This window comes from Pseudomonas saliphila (genome assembly GCF_008638345.1).
GTDB lineage: Bacteria > Pseudomonadota > Gammaproteobacteria > Pseudomonadales > Pseudomonadaceae > Halopseudomonas > Halopseudomonas saliphila.
Genome location: NZ_VTVA01000011.1, coordinates 1 through 21,089 on the forward strand (window position 1 = coordinate 1; position 21,089 = coordinate 21,089).

The window sequence follows — 21,089 nt, forward strand, 5'->3', positions numbered from 1 at the left end:
TGTGCGCCAGACAAAAGCATGGCGGATCCGAGGCTGGGTTGGGACAAGACCACACGGGTTGTCTAACTCTGTCTATAAGGAGCCAAGTCAAGGTCACGAGTAGTTAAGAAGGTGAATGCACTAGCGTCACCAGCAAGCTCAAAAATATCTGCCGGCTAATCAAACCGTTCGCCGCCAATTTAACTGCTCGACTTCCGTATATGCTTTAGTGTTTTAAGTAATAACCAAATACGTCTAAAAAACAATTTGTTCTATCTGTTGGGCTTAGGTAACCTTCCTGCTCCGATCGAATGTAAGAATGCGCGAGCATATATTTGGAGGTTTTATGGTCAGTTTTGTCGCTTTATCCAAGCGTACGGGTTCAACAGTCGCAATGTTATGCCTTGGCATTGGGTTGTCGATGTCGCCTGCCCAGGCTGCTGACCAGGAGCTGCTGAACTCCTCCTATGACATCGCTCGCGAGTTGTTCTCCGAATACAACGAGCTGTTTGCCAAGCAATGGAAAGAGCAGACTGGCAAGACAGTCGAGATCAAGCAGTCCCACGCGGGCTCTTCCCGTCAGGCGCAGGCTATTCTTCAAGGCTTGCGGGCCGATGTAGTCACGTATAACCAGGTGACCGATGTCGATATCCTGCATCAGCGCGGCAACCTGATTCCCGAGAATTGGCGCGAGCGCTTGCCAAACGCGAGTTCACCCTATTATTCAACGATGGCGTTTCTGGTACGCGAGGGGAACCCCAAGAATATCCGTAATTGGGACGACCTGGTTCGCGATGATGTCAGCTCAGTTTTACCTAATCCCAAGACTTCGGGAAATGGTCGTTACACCTACCTTGCGGCTTTGGGCTATGCCCAGAAGACCTTCGGCGATGATCAGGATGCCATCGATGATTTTCTGCGAAACATGCTTGGAAACGTAGCGGTCTTCGATACTGGCGGACGTGGCGCGACGACTACATTCGTTGAGCGAGGCATTGGTGATGTATTGCTCACCTTTGAGGCCGAGGTCAATAACATCGCGGCTCAGAACGAAGGCTACGAAGTCGTGGTACCTAAGATCAGTTTCCTGGCGGAATTTCCGGTGACCTGGGTTGACGAGAGCGTGAAGAAGAACGGTACTGAAGAATTGGCCAAGGCCTACCTTGAAAATCTGTATACCGAAGACGCGCAGCGCCTGATCGCGGGTTTCTATAACCGGGTGCACAACGAGACGGTCAAAGCCGAGTTTGCGGACCAGTTTCCCGAGGTGGAGTTGCTCCCTGTTGAGGAAATTGGCGGCAGCTGGGAGAAGGTGATGAAAGAACACTTCGCCAGCGGCGGCAAGCTCGACCAACTCCAACGTCGGTAATACGTCCCTCAGATGAATCAATCTCCCTCCGGCTTGTTGCCGGGCCGTTCCAGCCAACCCGGTAAGCGAGTCTTGCCGGGTTTCGCTTTGAGCCTTGGCGTTTCGCTATTCTTTATCAGCATCGTTCTCATCCTGCCAGTCACGGGTTTAATCGTGCAAACGGCGGGCATGGGTTGGGCTGAATACTGGGCAGTGATTACCGATGAACGCGTGGTCGCCTCCTACAAGGTAACGCTTTGGGCCGCTGCTTTGGCCTCCATCATTAATGGCGTTGTTGGCTTGTTACTGGCTTGGGTTCTTGTGCGCTATGAGTTTCCCGGCAAGCGGCTGATGGACGCGCTTGTGGATCTTCCGTTTGCCCTGCCCACCGCCGTTGCGGGCATCACCCTAACCGCGCTTTTTGCACCGGATGGCTGGTACGGTCAGCTGTTCGCGTTGCTGGGCATCAAAGTTGCCTTTACGCCGCTAGGTATCATCGTAGCGATGTCTTTCACCAGTCTGCCGTTCGTTGTCCGCACGGTGCAGCCGGTGCTGGAGGATTTTGCGCCGGAAGATGAAGAGGCCGCCGTGAGTCTCGGTGCATCGGACTGGACGGTATTCCGGCGCATTCTGTTTCCTGCAATGTGGCCCGCTCTGATGACCGGTGTAGCATTGTCATTCACCCGTAGCCTTGGGGAATTCGGCGCGGTCATCTTTATCGCAGGCAACATGCCCTACGTCAGCGAAATCATCAGTTTGATGATTTTTGTCCGCTTGCAGGAATTCGACCATGCCGCTGCGAGTGCGATAGCGTCCGTAGTGCTGCTCGCGTCGCTGATTCTGTTACTGGGTATCAATCTTTGGCAGGCGCGTTATTTGCGCCGGTTGCAGGGGCGATAACCGCATGGTTCAACGTAAAACGATGCGGGCGGGTGATCAGCCGTGGGTGAAGGCCACATTGATTGGTGCGGCGGTGGCCTTGACCGTGCTGATGCTGGTCATGCCGTTGGTGATCATCTTCACCCAGGCCTTTTCCGGTGGGTTACAGACGTATCTGGGCAACCTGACTGACAGCTTTACCTTGCGTGCCATTGGCCTGACTCTCTTCGTGGCGGCATTGACGGTGCCTATCAACCTGGTATTTGGTGTATTTCTCGCCTGGCTGGTCACGCGTTTCGAGTTTCCCGGGCGCAAGGCGCTGATCACGCTGATCGATATTCCCTTCGCCGTGTCACCCGTTGTAGCAGGCCTGTTGTATTTGCTGTTGTACGGCAGTAACGGCTGGTTGGGTAGTTGGCTGGCCGACCGTGATGTGCAGCTTATGTTCTCCTGGCCTGGCATTGTCATGGTCACAGTATTCGTTACTTGCCCCTTCGTTGCGCGCGAATTGATTCCGTTGATGCAACAGCAGGGGCGCGAGGAGGAAGAGGCCGGCGTGGTGCTGGGTGCCAGCGGTTGGCAGCTGTTTCGTCGGGTGACCCTGCCTAATATTCAATGGGCGCTCCTGTACGGCGTAGTGCTGACCAACGCCCGCGCGGTCGGCGAGTTTGGTGCGGTGTCGGTTGTATCAGGCAACATTCGCGGTGAGACCAATACCCTGGCACTGCATGTCGAGTTGTTATATCAGGATTACAACGTAGTTGGCGCCTTTGCCAGCGCCTCGCTCCTGGCGGGCATTGCGCTGATAACGATCGTTGTGAAGAGTTTTGTGGAGTGGCGGCAAGCGCGTCAGCGTGCCCCCTTGAATGATCAAACGGAAAACCGCTGATGAGTATTTCCATCGAAGGTATCACCAAGCAGTTTGGCTCCTTTAAGGCGCTCGACAATATTTCCCTCGAGGTGCCAGACGGCAAATTGATCGGTCTGTTGGGCCCATCCGGCTCCGGCAAGACAACCTTGTTGCGGATCATTGCGGGACTCGAAACTGCCGATAGTGGTCGTATCCTCTTCCACGGTGAAGATGTCACGCAGTTGCATGTGCGCGAACGCCGGGTGGGATTTGTGTTCCAGCATTACGCGCTGTTCCGGCACATGACCGTGGCTCAGAACGTGGCCTTTGGCCTGGAAGTTCTGCCCGCCAAGGAACGACCCAAGGCGGCGGAAATACGGCAACGTGTGGACACCCTCCTGGAAATGGTTCAGCTGGGTCATCTGGCCAACCGGTATCCTGCACAACTGTCCGGTGGACAGAAGCAGCGGATCGCGCTGGCTCGGGCTTTATCGATGAAACCGCAAATTCTGTTGCTGGACGAGCCCTTCGGCGCCCTGGATGCCAAAGTCCGCAAGGATCTGCGCCGCTGGTTGCGCACCCTGCATGACGAGTTTCACTTCACTAGCGTATTTGTGACCCACGATCAGGAAGAAGCGCTTGAGCTGTCTGATCAGGTCGCAGTCATGAGCGCGGGCAAGATTGAGCAGGTCGATTCGCCACAAGGTCTGTACGCTGAGCCGGATAGCCGTTTCGTGTTCGACTTTCTGGGGCACGTCAATGTATTCGCTGGCAGTCTTGAGGGTGTTCGGCTGGCACAAGGCGACGCATGGATAGATCTACTCCAGGCGTTGAGTGCGGTGACGGCGCAGCTCTATATGCGGCCCCACGAGGTCAGGCTGCAGGATGAGCCTCATACGTCGGCCAATCTGCCACTGCGGATCGAGTCGATCAGCCTGGTGGGGGCCGAGGTCCGCCTGGAGCTAATCCCCTGCGGATGGACGGCCGAAGAGCCATGGGAGATTGGCATCAATCACGCCGAGTTCAATCGCTGGAAGCCGCAGCGGGGCGACCGCTGCTATGCTGTACCCTATGTCGGACATCTGTTCGATGATCAGGGCGGGCAGCCGCAGACGTTGAGCTGGATCAGGCGTTGAGTGCGTAGCCGCCTTCCCCTGCGGAGGCTGGCCCGAATGAATCTTTACGATCAATACCTGTTGCCCCGTCTTATTGATTTCTCCTGCAGCCTGGGCGATGTCATGGATCTTCGCGCCCGCATAGTGCCCTACGCCGTTGGGGAGGTGCTGGAAATAGGCATCGGCACCGGGCTGAATCTCAAGTTTTACGATCCGCAACAGGTTACGCACATCGTGGGCGTTGACCCCGCTGCGCAGATGCAGAAGCTGGCCGAGCAACGCGCAGCCGCGTTAACCATACCTGTCGATATGGTCGCATTGGATGTACAGGGAATCGACGCCGAAACAGCGCGCTTTGACACCATTGTCATGACCTTCACGCTCTGCAGCATCGCCGACCCGATCTCCGCGCTGGTGGAAATGCGGCGGGTCCTTAAGCCCGAAGGACGCCTGTTGTTCTGTGAGCACGGCCTGTCCCCGGATGCCTCGGTACGGACCTGGCAGGATCGTCTGACACCCCTGTGGAAGCCCCTCGCTGGTGGTTGCCACCTGAACAGGGATATACGGGCGTTGCTCGAAGCGGGTGGGTTTCGCCTAGGCGAGCTGCACACAGGATATATCAAAGGGCCCAAGCCCATGACGTATGTGTATCACGGCTGGGCAGCGCCATCCAGCGACTGAGGCGCGAGCTGCATGGGGCAGGGCAGTGGCATCTTGGCAATGCCTCGGAGTACCATTGCGCGACCCGGACAGTGGATGCGCCGGGATGAAGGACGTGCTGCCACGAAGGCGGCCTATTACATCATCAGGAGATGACTTTTCAATGTTCAAGAAAACACTGCTTGCTGCGCTGGTATCCGGCGTAATGATTTCTGGCGTTCAGGCGGCCGAGATTCAGCCGAATGGTTATTTGTTCGGTAATGTTGGTCAATCGGATGCGGATGCATCTGATATAGGAAATGGTCTAGACGCCCTTTCAGAAGCTATCGCTACCGATTTCGGGTTCGAAGGAAGTTCTTCTTTTGATGAAAAGGACTCTGCATTTAAGATCGGCGCAGGGATTCAGCTAAATCCTCATGTTGCCGTGGAATTCCAATACATCGACCTGGGAGAAATTGCTTACAAATCGAAGGGCGTGAATAGTTCCGGTGAAACCGGTGTTCTAAAAGCCACTTCTGGGACCGAGGGTTTCGGTGCAAGCCTGGTGGGTACGCTACCTTTTGACCGGTTCAAACTGTTTGGCAAAGTTGGTTATCACAAGCTGAAAACGGAAGTTAAAGCGAGCATCGATCTGAGATTGGTGGGAGGAGCACAATTTAGCGATGAAGAAAAAGACGACGCCACCGAATGGGTCAACTCCCTCGGCGTAGGCGCTTCCTTCGCCTTCACTCCTACGGTAGAGCTGGTCGCTGAGTACGAGCGCTACAGTGATGTAGCTGACGAGTACGATGTGGACTTCGCCTCCATCGGCCTCCGTTACAACTTCTAAGCACTAACCAACCTGACTGTCCGGCCGCAGCGCCGGACATTCAGGCAGGTGACCATAGCCCACCGTTAAACTATTCCTTCCAGCTTCCAGCTTCCAGCTTCCAGCTTCCAGCTTCCAGCCCAAAGCCTACGAGCCCAGAAATCCCTCGCCACATCTTTCGCTCGAAGCCACTTCCCATTTCCACTATAATCGCGCGCTTTGTTCACGCCGGGGGCGACCCCCTGCTGCCGGGCTGGAAGGAGGTGACGCAGTGATCAACACGCCGTATTACCTGATCGACAAGAGCAAGCTGCTGCGCAATCTGGAAAAGATTGCCTATGTGCGGGAGCATTCCGGCGCCAAGGCATTATTGGCCCTCAAGTGTTTTGCGACCTGGTCGGTATTCGACCTGATGAGCCAGTACCTGGACGGCACCACGTCGTCGTCGCTGTATGAGGTTAAGCTCGGCAAGCTCAAATTCGGCGGCGAGACGCACGCCTATAGCGTGGCCTACGCGGATGACGAGATCCAAGAGGTTCTGGAGCATTCCGACAAGATCATTTTCAACTCCATCAGTCAGTTGCAGCGCTTCGCCGACGCCTCCAGCAATCACGTCCGCGGGCTGCGTCTCAACCCGCAGGTCAGTAGCTCGGATTACCTGATAGCCGACCCTTCGCGTCCGTTCAGCCGGTTGGGCGAGTGGGATGCGGAGAAGATCGCTGGCGTGATTGATCAGGTGTCCGGCTTCATGATCCACAACAACTGCGAGAACAGTGACTTCGACCTGTTCGACCAGATGCTCACTCAAATTGAGCAGCGCTTTGGTTCCTTGCTGGAGAAGGTTGAGTGGGTCAGTCTCGGTGGTGGGATCCATTTCACCGGGGAAGGCTATCCGCTGGACAAGTTCTGCGCCCGGCTGAAGGCATTCGCCGAGCGGTACGGCGTGCAGGTGTTCCTCGAGCCCGGCGAAGCGGCCATCACCATGAGTACTACGCTGGAAGTCACGGTGCTGGACACCCTGTTCAACGGCAAGAACCTGGCGGTGGTCGACAGTTCCATCGAAGCCCATATGCTCGATCTGCTTATTTATCGTCAACCTGCCAAGATGGAACCCTGTGATGGGCAGCATTCCTACATGGTATGCGGTAAATCCTGCCTGGCCGGGGATATCTTCGGCGAATTCCAGTTCGATAAAGCACTGGCCATTGGCGACAGATTGTCATTTATCGACGCCGCCGGTTACACGATGGTCAAGAAAAACTGGTTCAATGGCGTGAAGATGCCGTCTATTGCCGTGCGCCAGCTTGATGGCCAGGTCGAACTGGTCAAGGAGTTCGGCTTCGAAGACTTTGTTAACGGCCTCTCCTGAGGCCATCACCCAAGCCTTTTCCAAGGAGGCGTTTCGAGGAAGAGACATGAAGAAAAACGTTCTGATTATTGGTGCCGGTGGCGTTGCACAGGTGGTTGCGCATAAATGCGCGCAACATAACGACCTTTTGGGCAACATCCACATCGCTTCGCGCACTGTCGAAAAATGCCAGCAGCTGGTCGACAGCGTGCGGGAAAAGGGCAGCCTCAAGGTTGCCGGTGAATTGCAAGCCCATGCTCTGGACGCGCTTGATATAGAAGCGACCAAGGCGCTGATTGCCAAGACACAGTCGCAGATGGTCATCAATGTTGGATCGGCTTTCATCAATATGTCGGTGCTGCAGGCCTGTATCGAGACGGGCGCGGCCTACCTCGATACTGCCATCCACGAAGAGCAGGACAAGATCTGTGAGACGCCCCCATGGTATGCCAACTATGAGTGGAAACGCCGGGAGTTGTGCGCCGAGAACAACGTGACCGCAATCCTTGGCATCGGCTTTGATCCGGGCGTGGTGAATGCCTATGCGGCGCTGGCGGTGAATGAGTACTTCGACAAGGTCGACGAAATCGACATAATCGACATTAACGCCGGCAGCCACGGGCGCTATTTCGCCACCAACTTCGATCCGGAAATCAATTTCCGCGAGTTCACTGGTCGGGTGTGGTCCTGGCAGAACAGCCAATGGACGCAAAACCAGATGTTCGAAGTCAAGCGTACCGATGATCTGCCGGTAGTGGGCCAGCAAACCAGTTACATGACAGGTCATGACGAGTTGCACTCGTTGTCGCAGAACCTGAATGTGCCGAACATCCGTTTCTGGATGGGCTTTGGTGAGCATTACATCAACGTCTTCACTGTGCTGAAGAACCTCGGCTTGCTGTCGGAACAGCCGGTGACAACAGCCGAAGGGCTGGAAGTGATACCGCTCAAAGTGGTCAAGGCGGTATTGCCTGATCCATCTTCACTGGCGCCTGACTATCAGGGCAAGACCTGTATCGGCGATCTGGTGAAAGGGCAGAAGGACGGTAAGCAAAAGGAAGTGTTCATCTATAACGTCGCCGATCACGCAGAAGCCTATGCGGAAGTCGGCAGTCAGGGCATTTCCTACACGGCAGGCGTACCCGTGGTGGCAGCCGCCATTCTGATTGCGCAGGGAGAGTGGGACGTGCAGAAGATGGTTAACGTCGAGGAGCTACCGCCCAAGCCGTTCATCAATCTGCTCAACGAGCTTGGCCTGCCGTCGCGAATTCGCGATGAGCAAGGAGATCGTGCGCTGAGCTTCTGATTACGCGCGTCAAAAAAGCCGGCCTTGAGTAATCAGGCCGGTTTTTTCGTGTCTGACTATGCCGTGGGCATTTCCGCCGCGCCGCAAACTGGTCCGGCTGGCAGCGCTTCAGGGCAGACGGCTCACCAGTTCAACGCGACGGTTCTGTGTTCGGCCTTCTTCGGTGGTATTGCTGGCCAGTGGCGCATAGGGACCCATACCCGCCGAGTGCAAGCGCCCGGCAGCTACGCCGTAGTCCTTGACCAGCGCCTGGACCACAGATTCTGCACGCTCAGCTGACAGCCGCAGATTGAGCTCGAGCGAACCCACATCATCGGTATGCCCGACCACATAAAATTGCAGCGCGGGATAGTCATTCAGTAGCTCGGCAACCGACTCCAGAGCAGGTTTGGACTCCGGTCTGATGGTCGACTTGCCGGTGTCGAACAACACCCCTTCTATTGAAGCCTTGCCGGATTCCTCAAGCTCGGTATGCAGCAGGTCCGAATCCACAGCAACCAGGCCCATCTCGATGGGACCTGTTTCGATAATGGCCTGCTGCACGGCGGTATCGCCCCGGTATTCGCCAATAAACAGAGCGATATAGGCTTGGCCTTTTACTGTGTCGCGTCGGGCCACCAGATAATGCGGGTCACGATAATAGTTATAGACGTTGCCGGTATTGGCGATGAGTGCGCCAAGGGCGCGGATTTCAGTGGAATTGCCACAGGCGTCCCGTGAGCATTCGTAAAGGATTTCAAATCCCGCATCCGCCAGGGCGGAGGTGTAATTGCGGTACACCTTGAGGGTCGACACCTTGGTCAGTTCGTAGAAATGCCGGGTAAGCTCGCCGGTCAGGTCGATCTTTTCGAACTCGTCGACATTGCGCGCAGCCGTGACAACACTCACGGGAATGCTGAAATGCTCATAGTCACTGTGGGTGCGTTCGCGAATGCGTGCCCCCGGATAGCGCGAGAGCAAGGCATGATCACGCGCCCGCTGGGCTGGTGTTATGACGGCGATCTCGGTATCAAGGTCGCGTGGCTGGTCGAGATAGCTCAGATCGATGCTGATCAGATCGTCCCGTACCTGGGATTCCTCGATGATCACCTGTTGGACCGCAGCCTCACCGTCGTCGCCACCAATGAACAAGGCCAGATGAGCTTTGCCTCCATCGGCTTCGGCGAGGATGTAATAGGGATCTTGCCAGAAGGTAAACACGCTATTGCTGATGGCCAGCTTCCCGCCGAGATCCTGTATCTGACGCTGATTGCCGCATTCATCGCCGCTGCATTCGAACAGAATATTCATGCCGGCACGCTCGATCGCCGCCTTGTAGTTCTGATATACCTTCAACGTCGAGGTGTTGCGGATGCGGTAGGTATGTCGGGTCATGTCGCCGATCAGCGTCAGTTCCGGAAAGTCCATACTGGCGGCTTCGGGCGGCAGGCCGGTCGGTAAGGAAAACCGTTCAAAGCTGACCTGTTGGTGATTGGTCGCCCGGGCTTCAGGGAAGCGACTCAGAAGGGGATGGTCAGGCGATTTTGCGACAGCACACATCGGCGCAGCAATCAGAATCAGGGTCAACACGGCGTAGCGAAACATGAGGCTATATCCTTGGGCGAAACATTCCTGGGATGTCGGGCTCACCTACAGCATGCTCCGGAGGGAGCGGGGCCGCGAAAAGTCCATTGCATTGGCTAGGGAAGCGGCTGCTGAATGCATCGGATCACCCGGAACTGACAGCCGAAAGCCTTGAATAGTTCCGCTGGTGGCTGCGACACCAATTGTCGTGGTCGGGCCTGATACTATTCGCCCATTAACACAGCCGTGCAACATCGCCGGCCGTACAGCATGTTACGGAGTATTGATGCAGCATACTGAGCCGCTGGTATCAGGTCTGATGATTATTCACGGCAACCGCCTGGAGTCGCTTCGCCAGCTGGTGGTCAGCTGGGTAGCGGGTCATCCGCTGCGACCGCTCGAAAACGAAGTGGTGCTGGTGCAGAGCAATGGTATTGCTCAATGGCTCAAGCAGGCACTGGCGGCGGATGTAACGGATGATGATACCAGCGGTTGCGGTATTGCGGCGGCGTTTGATGTGCAGCTGCCGGCACGTTTTCTGTGGCAGGCCTATCGCAGCGTGCTGGGGGCCGAAGCGGTCCCCACCACGTCGCCGCTGGACAAGGCGCCGCTGACCTGGCGGCTGATGCGCCTGCTGCCAGCGCTGGTCGATCGTCCTGACTTCGAACCGCTGCAGCGATTTCTGGCTGACGACGATGACTGCCGCAAGCGCTATCAGCTTGCAGAGCGTCTGGCAGACCTGTTCGACCAATATCAGGTATACCGCGCCGACTGGCTGGCCGACTGGGCGGCAGGGCGAGACCAGATCCGCCATGCGCGCGAAGGCATCAAGCAACTCGAACCAGCTGATCGCTGGCAGCCGGCGCTGTGGCGCGCCTTGCTGGAAGATGTTGGTGCCGCGCGCCTGGCCGATAGCCGCGCCGGCATCCATCCGCGCTTCGTCGAGGCCTTGCACGCCGCAACCGAGCGACCTGCCGGTTTACCACGCCGGGTGATCGTATTCGGTATTTCTTCCCTGCCAGCACAATACCTTGAAGCCCTGGCGGCCGTCGGGCGCTTCAGCCAGGTGCTGCTGTGTGTACTCAATCCCTGTCAGCATCACTGGGGCGACATCGTCGGCGACCAGGATCTGCTGCGCCATGAATATCAACGGCAACAACGGCGCCCTGGTACACCGGCGCAGCTGGACGAGTACAGCCTGCATCAGCATGCGCACCCGCTGCTTGCTGCCTGGGGCAAACAGGGTAGGGACTATATCAATCTGCTCGACAGTCATGATGACCGCGCCAGCTATGAAGCGCAGTTCACTGGACTCAACGGCGGCCGCATCGACCTGTTCGACACGCCGGATACCGATCACCTGCTGGGCCAGCTGCAGGACGATATTCTCGACCTGCGGCCACTGGCGGAAACGCGGGCGTTATGGCCGGTAGTCGATCCGGCGACCGACCAATCCCTGCGCTTTCACCTGGGCCACAGTCCGCAGCGCGAGGTCGAGATCCTCCACGATCAGTTGCTCGCCTGGTTCAACGAAGACCGCAGCCTGCGTCCCCGCGATATCATCGTCATGGTCCCGGATGTAAACGCTTATGCACCGCATATCCTCGCGGTGTTCGGTCAATACGGCGTTGAGGACCAGCGCTTCATCCCCTTCACACTGGCCGATCAGGGCCAGCGGGGGATTGATCCGCTACTGATTGCGCTGGAGCACCTGCTTCGGTTGCCCGAGAGCCGGCTGCCGGTCAGCGAAGTGCTGGATCTGCTGGATGTGCCGGCGTTGCGGCAACGCTTTGCTATCCATGAAAGCGACCTGCCCACGCTGCGGCGCTGGATCGAAGGCGCCGGCATTCGCTGGGGGCTCGATGCCGAGCGTCGGGCCGAACTCGGGTTGCCCAAGGGACTGCACGCCAATACCTGGCGGTTCGGCCTGCGCCGGATGCTGTTGGGGTATGCGGTCGGTACTGGCGATCCCTGCGGTGATATCGAGCCCTATGACGAAATAGGCGGTCTGGATGCGGCTCTGATTGGCCCACTGGTAGAGCTGCTCGATACGCTGGATCGCAGCAGCAGGCAACTGGCCGGGCAGGCCAGTTGTGCGCAATGGGGAGAGCGTTTCCGCAGTCTGCTTGAGGATTTCTTTGCCGCCGACACCGAACGCGACCAGCGTCTGCTGACCCAGCTCCAGGAAGGGCTCGATGGCTGGCTGGAACTCTGTGAGAGCGTGGCGCTGGAAGATGCGTTGCCACTCAACGTCGCCCGCGAAGCCTGGCTCGGCGCGGTCGAACAGAGTCAGCTGAGCCAGCGCTTTCTGGCGGGTGCCGTCAACTTCTGCACGCTGATGCCAATGCGCGCAATCCCGTTCCGGCGTATCTGCCTGCTGGGCATGAATGATGGCGATTATCCGCGCGCGCAGCCGCCGCTGGATTTCGATCTGATGGGGCGCGACTACCGGCCCGGCGACCGTTCACGTCGGGAGGATGACCGTTACCTGCTGCTGGAGGCACTGTTGTCCGCCCGCGAACGGCTGTACATAAGCTGGATCGGGCACAGCATTCGCGATAACAGCGAGCGTCCCGCCTCGGTGCTGGTCGGGCAACTGCGGGATCACCTGCAGTCGGGCTGGCGCCTGGTCGAGCAGGGCGATCTGCTTGATGCATTGACCATCCAACATCCGCTGCAGCCCTTCAGCAAGCGCTACTTCCAGCAAGATAGCAGGCTGTTCAGCTACGCCAGCGAATGGCTGCCGATGCATGAGGCCCCCTCCGAAGCGCAGACCGATACGGCGTTGCCGGCGATGCCGCCCGAAGCGCCTATCGAGCTTGAGGCGCTGCAACGCTTCCTGCGTAACCCGGTCGCGCATTTCTTCAGTGCCCGGCTCAAGGTATTTCTCGATGACCGCACCGAGAACCTGATCGATCATGAGCCCTTCGCCCTGGATGGACTGCAGAATTATCACTTGAGCCAGACGATTCTGGAGCTGAGCCAGCGGCTCGAACCGGAGGTGGATATTGACCAGGCCTTGCAAGGATTCGCCACCCGGCTCAAGGGCCAGGGCCAGTTTCCGCTGGCCGGGTTCGGCGAGATCGCGGCCAGCGAACTGTTAGCGCCACTGGCTGATCAGTTGCGCCGTTACCAAGCCCTGTGCGCCGGCTGGGGCGCCGTGCAGGAGACGCCGTTGCCCTTGCACGGTCAGCACGCTGCGCTGCACCTGGCCAGCTGGCTGAGCGGATTGCGCGGTGCGCTGCATGGAAGTGCGCTGGCGCGGATTCGCCTGGCGCCAGGCAGGGTTCTTGACAGGAAAACCAATGGGCCGAACTGGCGCAAACTGCTGGCGGACTGGACCACCCACGTGGTTGCCTGCGCCAGCGGCTACGACCTGCACAGCTATGTGGTGGCAGGAGATGCCACCATGCACTTCAAACCGGTGCCGAAGGATCAGGCAACAACAGTATTGGGTGTCTGGCTCGAAGACTATCAGGCCGGGCTGGAACGGCCCTTGCCCTGCGCACCCGAAGCGGCCTTTGCCTGGCTCAAGGGCCTGGCCAAAAAGGATGAGGCGCTTGCCGCAGGCGAGGCCGTCAAGGCCTACGAGGGCAACTGGAAATCACCTGGCGAAGTGGGCAAGAGCGCGGTACTGCAGCGCCAGTATCCGAATTTTGCCAGCCTCAGCCTGAACGGCGAGTTCGCGCTGTATTCCGAGCGGCTGTATGCCCCCCTGGTGCAGGCCAGCCTGGATAAGCTGGTCACGCTTGTCGAACCGATGGAGGAAACGGCATGAGCACGGATGCGCGCCCACTGGCGCTGCGTTTCCCCCTGCGCGGGAGCCGGCTGATCGAGGCCAGCGCCGGTACCGGCAAGACCTTTACCATCTCCGCGCTGTATCTGCGACTGGTCCTCGGCCATGGAGGCAGCGAAGCAGGCCTGGGTCGCGAGCTGCTGCCACCGGAAATCCTGGTCGTGACCTTTACCGATGCGGCAACGCGCGAGCTGCGTGATCGTATTCGTGCCCGGCTGGTCGAAGCGGCGCAGGCATTTCGGGGTGAACTGACCGGAGCTGACGCGGTACTGCAGAGTCTGCTGGATGATTACGCCGCAGCGGATTGGCCGGCCTGTGCGCGCCGGTTGGACATTGCCGCGCAGTGGATGGATCAAGCCGCCGTCTCGACCATTCACAGCTGGTGTCAGCGCATGCTGCGCGAGCATGCCTTCGATAGCGGCAGCCTGTTTTCCCAGCAGCTGGAGACCGATCACAGTGAATTGCTGGCCGAGGTGGTGCGCGATTATTGGCGGCAGCAGTGCTATAGCCTCAGCGCCGGTGCGTTGAGCTGGGTGCGCCAGTTCTGGGGCGAGCCTGATCATCTGATTTCGCAGGTCAAAGCCTTGTTTCAGGAGTCGCTGGAGCATTCCGGACAACCGCTGGATGAGCTGATAGTACCGGTGTTGGCCCAGGCCGAAGAGCGTCTGGCGCAATTAAAAGCGCCCTGGGCTGCCTGGGTCGATGAGCTGGAGTCGCTGCTTGATAAGGCGGTGGATGCCGGCTATGTGGACAAGCGCAAGGTGCAGAAACGCTACTACGCGCCCTGGTGCGAGAAGCTGCGCGGTTGGGCCGGCGATGCGCCGATGCAGTTGCTGGATCTGCCGGACGCAGCCTGGAAACGTCTGTGCCATGACGGGCTTGCTGAAGCCTGGAAGAGCGGCGACGTGCCAGCGCATCCTGCGCTGGATGCGCTGGCCACGTTGCAGGCCGATCTTCAGGCGTTACCCAATCCCAGACAGACCGCGCTGCGTCACGCGGCTGCCTGGATCCGCCAACGGTTCGAGCAGGAAAAACGCCGCCGCGCCGAGATGGGTTTCGATGACATGCTGGTCCGTCTCGATGTCGCCTTGCATGGCGCCAATGGCGAGCGACTGGCGGACGTCATCCGCCGACAGTTTCCGGTGGCTCTAATCGATGAGTTTCAGGATACCGATCCGCTGCAGTACCGGATCTTCGATCGAGTGTACCGGGTAACGGATAACGATCCGGCGTACGGATTGTTTCTGATTGGGGATCCGAAGCAGGCGATCTATGCGTTTCGCGGGGCGGACATCCATACCTACTTGCAGGCGAAAAAAGCCACCGCTGGACGCCACGAGAATCTGGACACCAACTTCCGCTCCAGCCACTCGATGGTCAAAGCGGTCAACCGGGTGTTCAACCTTGCCGAGCAGCGCCCGGATGGCCGCGGCGCCTTTCTGTTTGCCGACGGCGATGAGCGGCCGTTGCCCTTCATTGAAGTTGCGGCCAAGGGCCGTCCGGAAGTCTGGACTGTGGGGCAGGAAACGCCGGCAGCGCTGACCGCCTGGCAGCTGTCCAGCGAAGAGCCGCTGGCCGGTGGCGCCTATCAGCAGCAAATGGCGGCGCGCTGCGCCAGCGAGATGGTCCGCTTGCTCAATCTGGGTCAGCAGAATCAGGCGGGTTTCCTGCATCCGGAGCATGGCATGCGCGCCCTGCGACCCGCTGACATGGCGGTGCTGGTAAGGAGTTTCCGTGAGGCACAGGCAATACGCAGTGAGCTGGCGGCACGTGGCGTGCGCAGCGTCTATCTGTCGGACAAGGACTCGGTGCTGGCCACCGGCGAGGCGACGGACGTGCTGCGCTGGCTGCGCGCCTGCGCCGAGCCGGATAACGACCGTCTGCTGCGCGCGGCACTGGCCAGCGCGACGCTAGGTCTGACCTGGACGGTACTGGACGAGCTGAACCAGGATGAACGCATCTGGGAGCAGCGGGTATTCCAGTTCCGCGACTACCGTCGGGTCTGGCTGCGCCAGGGCGTGCTGCCGATGCTGCGCAGGCTCATCCATGACTTTGACTTGCCGGCGCGTCTGCTGGCTGAAAGTGACGGTGAGCGGCGTCTGACCAATCTGCTGCATCTGGCTGAGCTGCTGCAACAGGCCTCCCGCGAGCTGGACGGCGAGCAGGCACTGGTGCGCCATCTGGCCGAGCTGCTGGCCAACCCCTCTGCCAATGCCTCGGATGAACAAATCCTGCGCCTGGAAAGCGATGCAGCCTTGGTCAAGGTGGTGACCATTCACAAGTCCAAAGGCCTGGAATACCCGCTGGTGTTCCTGCCCTTCATCTGTGGCGTCAGGCCCGTCAATAAGGACGCGCCGGTACGCCTGCATGACGGCGACACCGCGAAGCTGATACTCGAGCCGACGGACGAGGACGTGAAGCAGGCCGATGCCGAACGCCTCGCCGAAGATCTGCGCTTGCTGTATGTCGCGCTGACCCGTGCGCGGCATGCCTGCTGGCTGGGGATGGCAGATATCAAACACGGCAGCGCCAAGACCTCGATCCTGCACCGTTCGGCTGTAGGACAATTACTCAATGACGGTCAGCCGCTGGCGGATTCCGCCGCTCTTACCGGCTTGCTGGCGCAGTGGAGCGCGCCGGGCATCGTCGAGACGCTGGCGGCGCCATCGGCCTTCGATGAAACCTTCCAGCCCGTGACGGGGCCTGAGCCGGAACTGCATGCCCGACATACGCAGCGCCGCGCGGCCGAGCATTGGTGGATAGCCTCATACAGTGCCCTGCGCCCGGACGACAAGGTGCTGCAGCGCACCCGCTCGGATGATGCCGCACCGGACAGCCCGGCGGCGCAGAAGGCCACCGATGATGACCGGCGTTCGGTCTTCGTGCCGCTAAGTGCGGGGGAGGTGGCAACCATTCATCGCTTCCCGCGCGGCCCCGGGCCCGGCACTTTCCTGCACGGGCTGCTTGAGCTGGCGGGCATGGAAGGTTTCGACAAGTTGGCGACCGCAAGCGCCTGTGAACCCTTGCTGCGCCCGCGCTGCGTGCGCCGTGGCTGGGAGCTGTGGACGGCGCCTCTGGCCGAGTGGCTGAGCGGGTTGATCAAGCGACGCTGGCCGTTGCCGGAAACTGAAGCGCTGAGTCTGGCAGGGCTGGCGCCCGAGCAGTATCAAGTCGAGATGGAGTTCCTGTTTGCCGCCAGCCGGGTGGATGGCCAGCAGCTGGATGCGCTGGTTCAGGCCCACGTGCTGCCCGGCCAGCCGCGCGCGCCGCTGGCGCCGGAGCGGCTCAACGGTCTGTTCAAGGGCTACATCGACCTGGTGTGTGAGCATGATTCGCGCTACTACGTGGTCGATTACAAATCCAACTGGCTGGGGCAGGACGAAACGGCTTATACTGAGACGGCGATGGCGTCGGCGGTGCTCGAGCACCGTTACGATCTGCAGTTTGTCTTCTATCTGCTGGCCCTGCACCGTCAGCTCAAGGCCCGTCTGCCAGGCTATGACTACGACCAGCACGTGGGGGGCGCCGTGTACTGGTTTGTACGGGGCGCTGCAGCGGATAACGCCGGCATCTGGCATTGCCGCCCGCCGCGCCAGCTCATTGAAGCGCTGGACCGCCTGTTTACCGGTGAAGCCATAGTGCTGGACGAGGTTCTGTCATGAGCGTCGAACAACTAAATCTGCTCAGCAATCCTGAGATTGACCCTAACCCGTTGGCCCAGCCGAGTGCGCAGACCTTGGTTGCACTGACTGACACCCAAGCCACGCTGGGCTTGCTGGATCAGTGGGTAGCGCTTGGCTGGCTGCGCGCGCTGGATCGTGCGCTGGCCGCCTTCATGCTCGAACTGGATGCCGATAGCTCGCCGTTAACCTTGATGGCCGCCGCACTGACCAGTCATCAGCTGGGACATGGGCACGTGTGTCTGGATATCGGCGAGACGCTGCGCGCCCCGGATTTTGCCCTGTCGCTACCACCGGAGGGCGACGAAGCGGCGCTGGGTGTGGCGCTGCCTTCACAGGTGCTCGCTCCGGTACAGACGGCGGACTGGCTGGCGCTGCTGGCGGCCAGCAGCCTGGTCGATAGCGGCATCAGTGGTGATTGCGGTCAACCGCTGGTGCTGCACGGAGCGCGGCTCTACCTGCGCCGATACTGGCGGTACGAACGCCAGGTAATGGATTCGCTGCGCCAAAGGCTCAGCCGGCCATCGCCGTTACCGGAAGGATTTCAAGCAGGCCTCGAACGGCTGTTTGCCAGCAGCCAGACGCAGCCGGATTGGCAGAAGCTGGCCTGCGCCGTGGCAGCGCGGGGCGCGTTCAGCATCATCACCGGCGGGCCCGGGACCGGCAAGACCACCACTGTGGTCCGGCTGCTGGCGCTATTACAGGAGCCGGCCGTTAATGCAGGCCGACCCTTGCGCATCCGTCTGGCGGCGCCCACCGGCAAGGCCGCAGCGCGCCTGACCGAGTCCATCGGCAGACAGGTCGGGCAACTGACACTCAGCCCGGCGGTGCTCAGCGAGATTCCCACGCAGGTCACCACAGTTCACCGTTTGCTGGGCAGTCGCCCGGATACCCGGCATTTCCGCCATCACGCCGGTAATCCGCTGCCACTGGATGTGCTGGTGGTGGATGAAGCCTCGATGATCGATCTGGAGATGATGGCCAATCTGCTGGGTGCGCTGCCGGCTCATGCACGGCTGGTGCTGCTCGGTGACAAGGACCAGCTGGCTTCAGTGGAGGCCGGCGCAGTGCTGGGCGATCTGTGTCGCGATGCTGAAGCGGGGCGTTATAGCCCCCAGACCCGCGAATGGCTGGAACAGGTTGGCGGGCAATCGCTGGCGCCGGTGGGCCTGGAGGAGGGCGATCCGCAGCAGCACCCGTTGGCGCAGCAGACGGTCATGCTGCGGCATTCACACCGCTTCGGTGCCAACAGTGGTATTGGCGAGCTGGCGCGGGCGGTAAATCGCAGTGATCCGCAGGCAGCACGTGCGGTATTGAGCGCAGGCTATGCCGATATTCGCAGTCGGCTGCTGGGTTCGGTCGAAGATGCGGCGTTGAGCAAACTGATACTGGGCACCTTTGTCGACGGCTTACCCGGGTACGCCCAGTATCTCGGCGTATTGGCTGACGAGCGCCCCAGTGCAGACACGCCTGCGGCCAGTCCCGCGTGGGAGGAGTGGGCGCGCTCGGTTTTGATGTCCTTCGACAGTTTTCAGGTGCTCTGTGCGGTGCGCAAGGGCCCCTGGGGTATTGAAGGACTGAACCGGCGTGTTGGTGACATTCTGCAGCAGCGCGGTCTGCTCGATACCAGTCAGGTCTGGTACGAGGGGCGGCCGGTGCTGGTGACGCGCAATGATTACAACCTGGGCCTGATGAATGGCGATATCGGCATCGCCATGAAGGTCAAGGACAAGCCCCTACGTGACGGCGAGCCGGAACGGCTGGTGTTGCGCGTAGCCTTTCCGCGTAACGATGGCTCCGGCACACTGCGTTTCATTCTGCCCAGCCGTCTGACCGAGGTGGAAACCGTGTTCGCCATGACCGTGCACAAATCCCAGGGTTCGGAATTCGCCCATACGGTGTTGATCCTGCCCGAGACACGCAGCCCGGTATTGACCAAGGAGCTGGTCTACACCGGGATCACCCGTGCCAGTCAGCAGTTCACCCTGGTGGAAACCCGCCAGGGTATTTTTGAGGCGGCGGTGGCGCAGCCGGTGCGCCGCATCAGCGGCTTGAACCTGAGCACGACATGATCAGCTGACCGGTTGCTGTCCCTTACAGGCTGCCAGTAGCGCCTTGAATATGCGCCGCTGGCGGCTGATAAACAGCAGGAATTCGGGATGCCATTGCACACCGAGCAGGAACGGATGGCCCGGATCTTCGATCGCCTGGACGATACCGTCGAGGTCACGCGCGGTTACCTGCAAATCCACCCCCACCTGATCGATGGCCTGGTTGTGCAGACTGTTGATTCTGCACCGATGGGTGCGCAGCAGGCGACTGACAAAGGTGTCCGGCACGACCATCAGCGTCTTGAGCGGCAAAATGGTCCAGCGGTTGGAGGTCATTTTGCGGTGGGATTTGAGCTCCTGGAACAGATTGCCGCCGCGCCGTGCATTGAGCAACTGAGCCCCGCGGCAAATGCCGAGTAATGGCAGATGCCGTTTGAGCGCGTCGTCAATCACCGCGATTTCCAGCGCGTCGCGTTCAGCGTCGTATTTCGGGTGAACTTCTGGTTCGGCGGCATACAGCACCGGATCAATATCATGACCGCCAGTTACCACGACGCCGTGGTATGTCAGCGACTCTATCTGATCGCCAGGGCGCACCTGTATCGGCTCGCCGCCGTACAAGCGCACCACAGTGGCAACCAGAAATCGCGGGCCAAAGGCCCCTCGCATGGGACCGGTAATCGCAATAGTCGGTTTGCTCATTCAGCTTTGCGCAACCAATGCCTGCGAGTTTCCTCGGCCCAGCGTGACAATAGCCGCCCGACGCCACGCTCAAGATGATCGGAATAAGCCCTGCAACAGGCTTCGAGACGCGGCGCGTCGGCCGCCAGATACTCCACTTCAAGCCAGTCATTCCAGGCCAGATGCATGCCCCAGCCGGGCTGGTCAATACGGCAATCCGGCAGACGATAGTGCAGCGTGGGGCGTGGCTTGATCAGTTTGTCGCCGGTGTATGCCGCGACGCGGTGCGGATCCAGGTATTTGAACAAGGGCAACAGGTCCAACGCCCGGTTGCGCGTCGGGTTATCGCGCAGATAATCGCTGATCAGTGTGGGCAGATTCGGCCGGTAGGCCGGGTTGATCATCTGGCGGACATACACCGCCGGGAAGGGGTCGACATAGGAGGTGAGCTTGCGGGTCATGTTGATATTGGCACGGGCGTGCAGCCAGTCGTACAAACACATGAAGGCCTTCAGGTAGGCGCAGATGGTGTCGGCGTCAGTGTCAGGCATCTCTGGGTTGAACTGCATGCCGAAGGCATTGGTCACGCGGTCGGCGGTCCCCTTGGCGCCGGCTTCGCGCAGTTCGACGATCAGTGTGTTGACCTCGCCGAGCCGGTCCATGGGCAGCGGCGGGCTGACCAGTTCCAGCGGTACCAGGCTGTCGGCGACCCACTTGAGCAGGTCTTCGGCGGAGGACATGATCTCGTCGCCAAAATCCTCCTCCATGCGCTGTTCGCGCCCCATGTTCTTCAGCAGACGAAAATCCAGTTCCACCACCCAGTCGCCCGCCGGATCGCCATGCAAGGTGCGTTCATAGCGGCTGCTGGGCTCGACCGTACAATTAAGAAAATCAGCCGCAACGGATGCCAGCCGGTCGATATCCAGCCCGTTCATTTCCAGCTCTACACCGACCCGGCGCAGGTTGCCTTCGGCATTGGTTCGCCACGGCGGCAACGGAAAAGCAATATCCGATGTACTCATGCA

General features: G+C 59.7%; 14 protein-coding genes. 11 read left to right on the plus strand and 3 right to left on the minus strand.

Annotation, left to right across the window (positions count from 1 at the left end):
- Positions 1–400: 400 nt before the first annotated feature.
- From cysP to FHK95_RS12725, 8 genes are all read left to right on the plus strand, one after another.
- A complete protein-coding gene (gene cysP / locus FHK95_RS12690; RefSeq protein WP_408003620.1) occupies positions 401–1,348 on the plus strand; it encodes a thiosulfate ABC transporter substrate-binding protein CysP in 948 nt (315 codons plus the stop codon).
- 12 nt (positions 1,349–1,360) lie between these two features.
- Positions 1,361–2,227, plus strand: a complete 867-nt coding sequence (gene cysT, locus FHK95_RS12695; protein ID WP_150305007.1) for a sulfate ABC transporter permease subunit CysT — start codon at positions 1,361–1,363, stop codon at positions 2,225–2,227.
- A 4-nt stretch (positions 2,228–2,231) separates the two neighbouring features.
- Positions 2,232–3,095, plus strand: a complete 864-nt coding sequence (gene cysW / locus FHK95_RS12700) for a sulfate ABC transporter permease subunit CysW (protein WP_150305008.1) — start codon at positions 2,232–2,234, stop codon at positions 3,093–3,095.
- Positions 3,095–4,192 carry a sulfate/molybdate ABC transporter ATP-binding protein gene (locus tag FHK95_RS12705; RefSeq protein ID WP_150305009.1) on the plus strand — a complete coding sequence of 366 codons (1,098 nt, stop codon included), beginning with the start codon at positions 3,095–3,097 and terminating at the stop codon, positions 4,190–4,192. Before cysW ends, FHK95_RS12705 begins: the two co-directional genes overlap by 1 nt.
- Positions 4,193–4,228: 36 nt before the next feature.
- Positions 4,229–4,852: a class I SAM-dependent methyltransferase gene (locus FHK95_RS12710; RefSeq protein WP_150305010.1), complete on the plus strand. Its 624-nt coding sequence runs from the start codon at positions 4,229–4,231 to the stop codon at positions 4,850–4,852.
- Between the two features lie 142 nt (positions 4,853–4,994).
- Positions 4,995–5,660 carry a porin family protein gene (locus FHK95_RS12715; RefSeq protein ID WP_178114789.1) on the plus strand — a complete coding sequence of 222 codons (666 nt, stop codon included), beginning with the start codon at positions 4,995–4,997 and terminating at the stop codon, positions 5,658–5,660.
- 250 nt (positions 5,661–5,910) lie between these two features.
- Positions 5,911–7,008, plus strand: coding sequence for a carboxynorspermidine decarboxylase (nspC, locus tag FHK95_RS12720; RefSeq protein ID WP_150305012.1), 1,098 nt, complete (start codon positions 5,911–5,913; stop codon positions 7,006–7,008).
- 46 nt (positions 7,009–7,054) lie between these two features.
- The gene (locus FHK95_RS12725; protein ID WP_150305013.1) at positions 7,055–8,293 is read left to right on the plus strand and encodes a saccharopine dehydrogenase family protein; all 1,239 of its coding nucleotides are present in this window, start codon (positions 7,055–7,057) and stop codon (positions 8,291–8,293) included.
- A 108-nt stretch (positions 8,294–8,401) separates the two neighbouring features.
- On the opposite strand, the gene FHK95_RS12730 is transcribed toward FHK95_RS12725, so the two are convergent.
- Positions 8,402–9,877, minus strand: a complete 1,476-nt coding sequence (locus tag FHK95_RS12730) for an OmpA family protein (RefSeq protein WP_150305014.1) — start codon at positions 9,875–9,877, stop codon at positions 8,402–8,404.
- Between the two features lie 265 nt (positions 9,878–10,142).
- Between FHK95_RS12730 and recC the strand changes: the two genes are divergently transcribed.
- The 3 genes from recC to recD are packed head-to-tail and all read left to right on the plus strand — an operon-like array spanning position 10,143 to position 19,404.
- Positions 10,143–13,634, plus strand: a complete 3,492-nt coding sequence (gene recC / locus FHK95_RS12735; RefSeq protein WP_150305015.1) for an exodeoxyribonuclease V subunit gamma — start codon at positions 10,143–10,145, stop codon at positions 13,632–13,634.
- A complete protein-coding gene (gene recB / locus FHK95_RS12740) occupies positions 13,631–17,314 on the plus strand; it encodes an exodeoxyribonuclease V subunit beta (RefSeq protein WP_150305016.1) in 3,684 nt (1,227 codons plus the stop codon). The genes recC and recB overlap by 4 nt, the downstream gene beginning before the upstream one ends.
- Entirely contained in the window at positions 17,311–19,404 is a 2,094-nt protein-coding gene (recD, locus tag FHK95_RS12745; protein WP_150305017.1) for an exodeoxyribonuclease V subunit alpha, read from the plus strand. The genes recB and recD overlap by 4 nt, the downstream gene beginning before the upstream one ends.
- Here the strand turns inward: recD and FHK95_RS12750 are convergent, their stop codons facing one another.
- Both FHK95_RS12750 and FHK95_RS12755 read right to left on the minus strand, forming a co-directional pair.
- Positions 19,405–20,085 (minus strand): gamma-glutamyl-gamma-aminobutyrate hydrolase family protein, encoded by a 681-nt coding sequence (locus FHK95_RS12750; protein ID WP_150305018.1) that lies wholly within the window; start codon positions 20,083–20,085, stop codon positions 19,405–19,407.
- Positions 20,082–21,086, minus strand: a complete 1,005-nt coding sequence (locus tag FHK95_RS12755; RefSeq protein WP_150305019.1) for an amidoligase family protein — start codon at positions 21,084–21,086, stop codon at positions 20,082–20,084. The genes FHK95_RS12750 and FHK95_RS12755 overlap by 4 nt, the downstream gene beginning before the upstream one ends.
- Positions 21,087–21,089 lie beyond the last annotated feature (3 nt).

What these genes read in the sequence shown, in the direction of transcription:
- FHK95_RS12705 (WP_150305009.1), top strand. Translation starts at nt 3,095, where the DNA reads ATGAGTATTTCCATCGAAGGTATCACCAAGCAGTTTGGCTCCTTTAAG.
- cysP (WP_408003620.1), top strand. Translation starts at nt 401, where the DNA reads ATGTCGCCTGCCCAGGCTGCTGACCAGGAGCTGCTGAACTCCTCCTAT.
- recB (WP_150305016.1), top strand. Translation starts at nt 13,631, where the DNA reads ATGAGCACGGATGCGCGCCCACTGGCGCTGCGTTTCCCCCTGCGCGGG.
- FHK95_RS12725 (WP_150305013.1), top strand. Translation starts at nt 7,055, where the DNA reads ATGAAGAAAAACGTTCTGATTATTGGTGCCGGTGGCGTTGCACAGGTG.
- FHK95_RS12755 (WP_150305019.1), bottom strand. Translation starts at nt 21,086, where the DNA reads ATGAGTACATCGGATATTGCTTTTCCGTTGCCGCCGTGGCGAACCAAT.
- cysW (WP_150305008.1), top strand. Translation starts at nt 2,232, where the DNA reads ATGGTTCAACGTAAAACGATGCGGGCGGGTGATCAGCCGTGGGTGAAG.
- FHK95_RS12730 (WP_150305014.1), bottom strand. Translation starts at nt 9,877, where the DNA reads ATGTTTCGCTACGCCGTGTTGACCCTGATTCTGATTGCTGCGCCGATG.
- recC (WP_150305015.1), top strand. Translation starts at nt 10,143, where the DNA reads ATGCAGCATACTGAGCCGCTGGTATCAGGTCTGATGATTATTCACGGC.
- recD (WP_150305017.1), top strand. Translation starts at nt 17,311, where the DNA reads ATGAGCGTCGAACAACTAAATCTGCTCAGCAATCCTGAGATTGACCCT.
- FHK95_RS12715 (WP_178114789.1), top strand. Translation starts at nt 4,995, where the DNA reads ATGTTCAAGAAAACACTGCTTGCTGCGCTGGTATCCGGCGTAATGATT.
- FHK95_RS12710 (WP_150305010.1), top strand. Translation starts at nt 4,229, where the DNA reads ATGAATCTTTACGATCAATACCTGTTGCCCCGTCTTATTGATTTCTCC.
- FHK95_RS12750 (WP_150305018.1), bottom strand. Translation starts at nt 20,085, where the DNA reads ATGAGCAAACCGACTATTGCGATTACCGGTCCCATGCGAGGGGCCTTT.
- cysT (WP_150305007.1), top strand. Translation starts at nt 1,361, where the DNA reads ATGAATCAATCTCCCTCCGGCTTGTTGCCGGGCCGTTCCAGCCAACCC.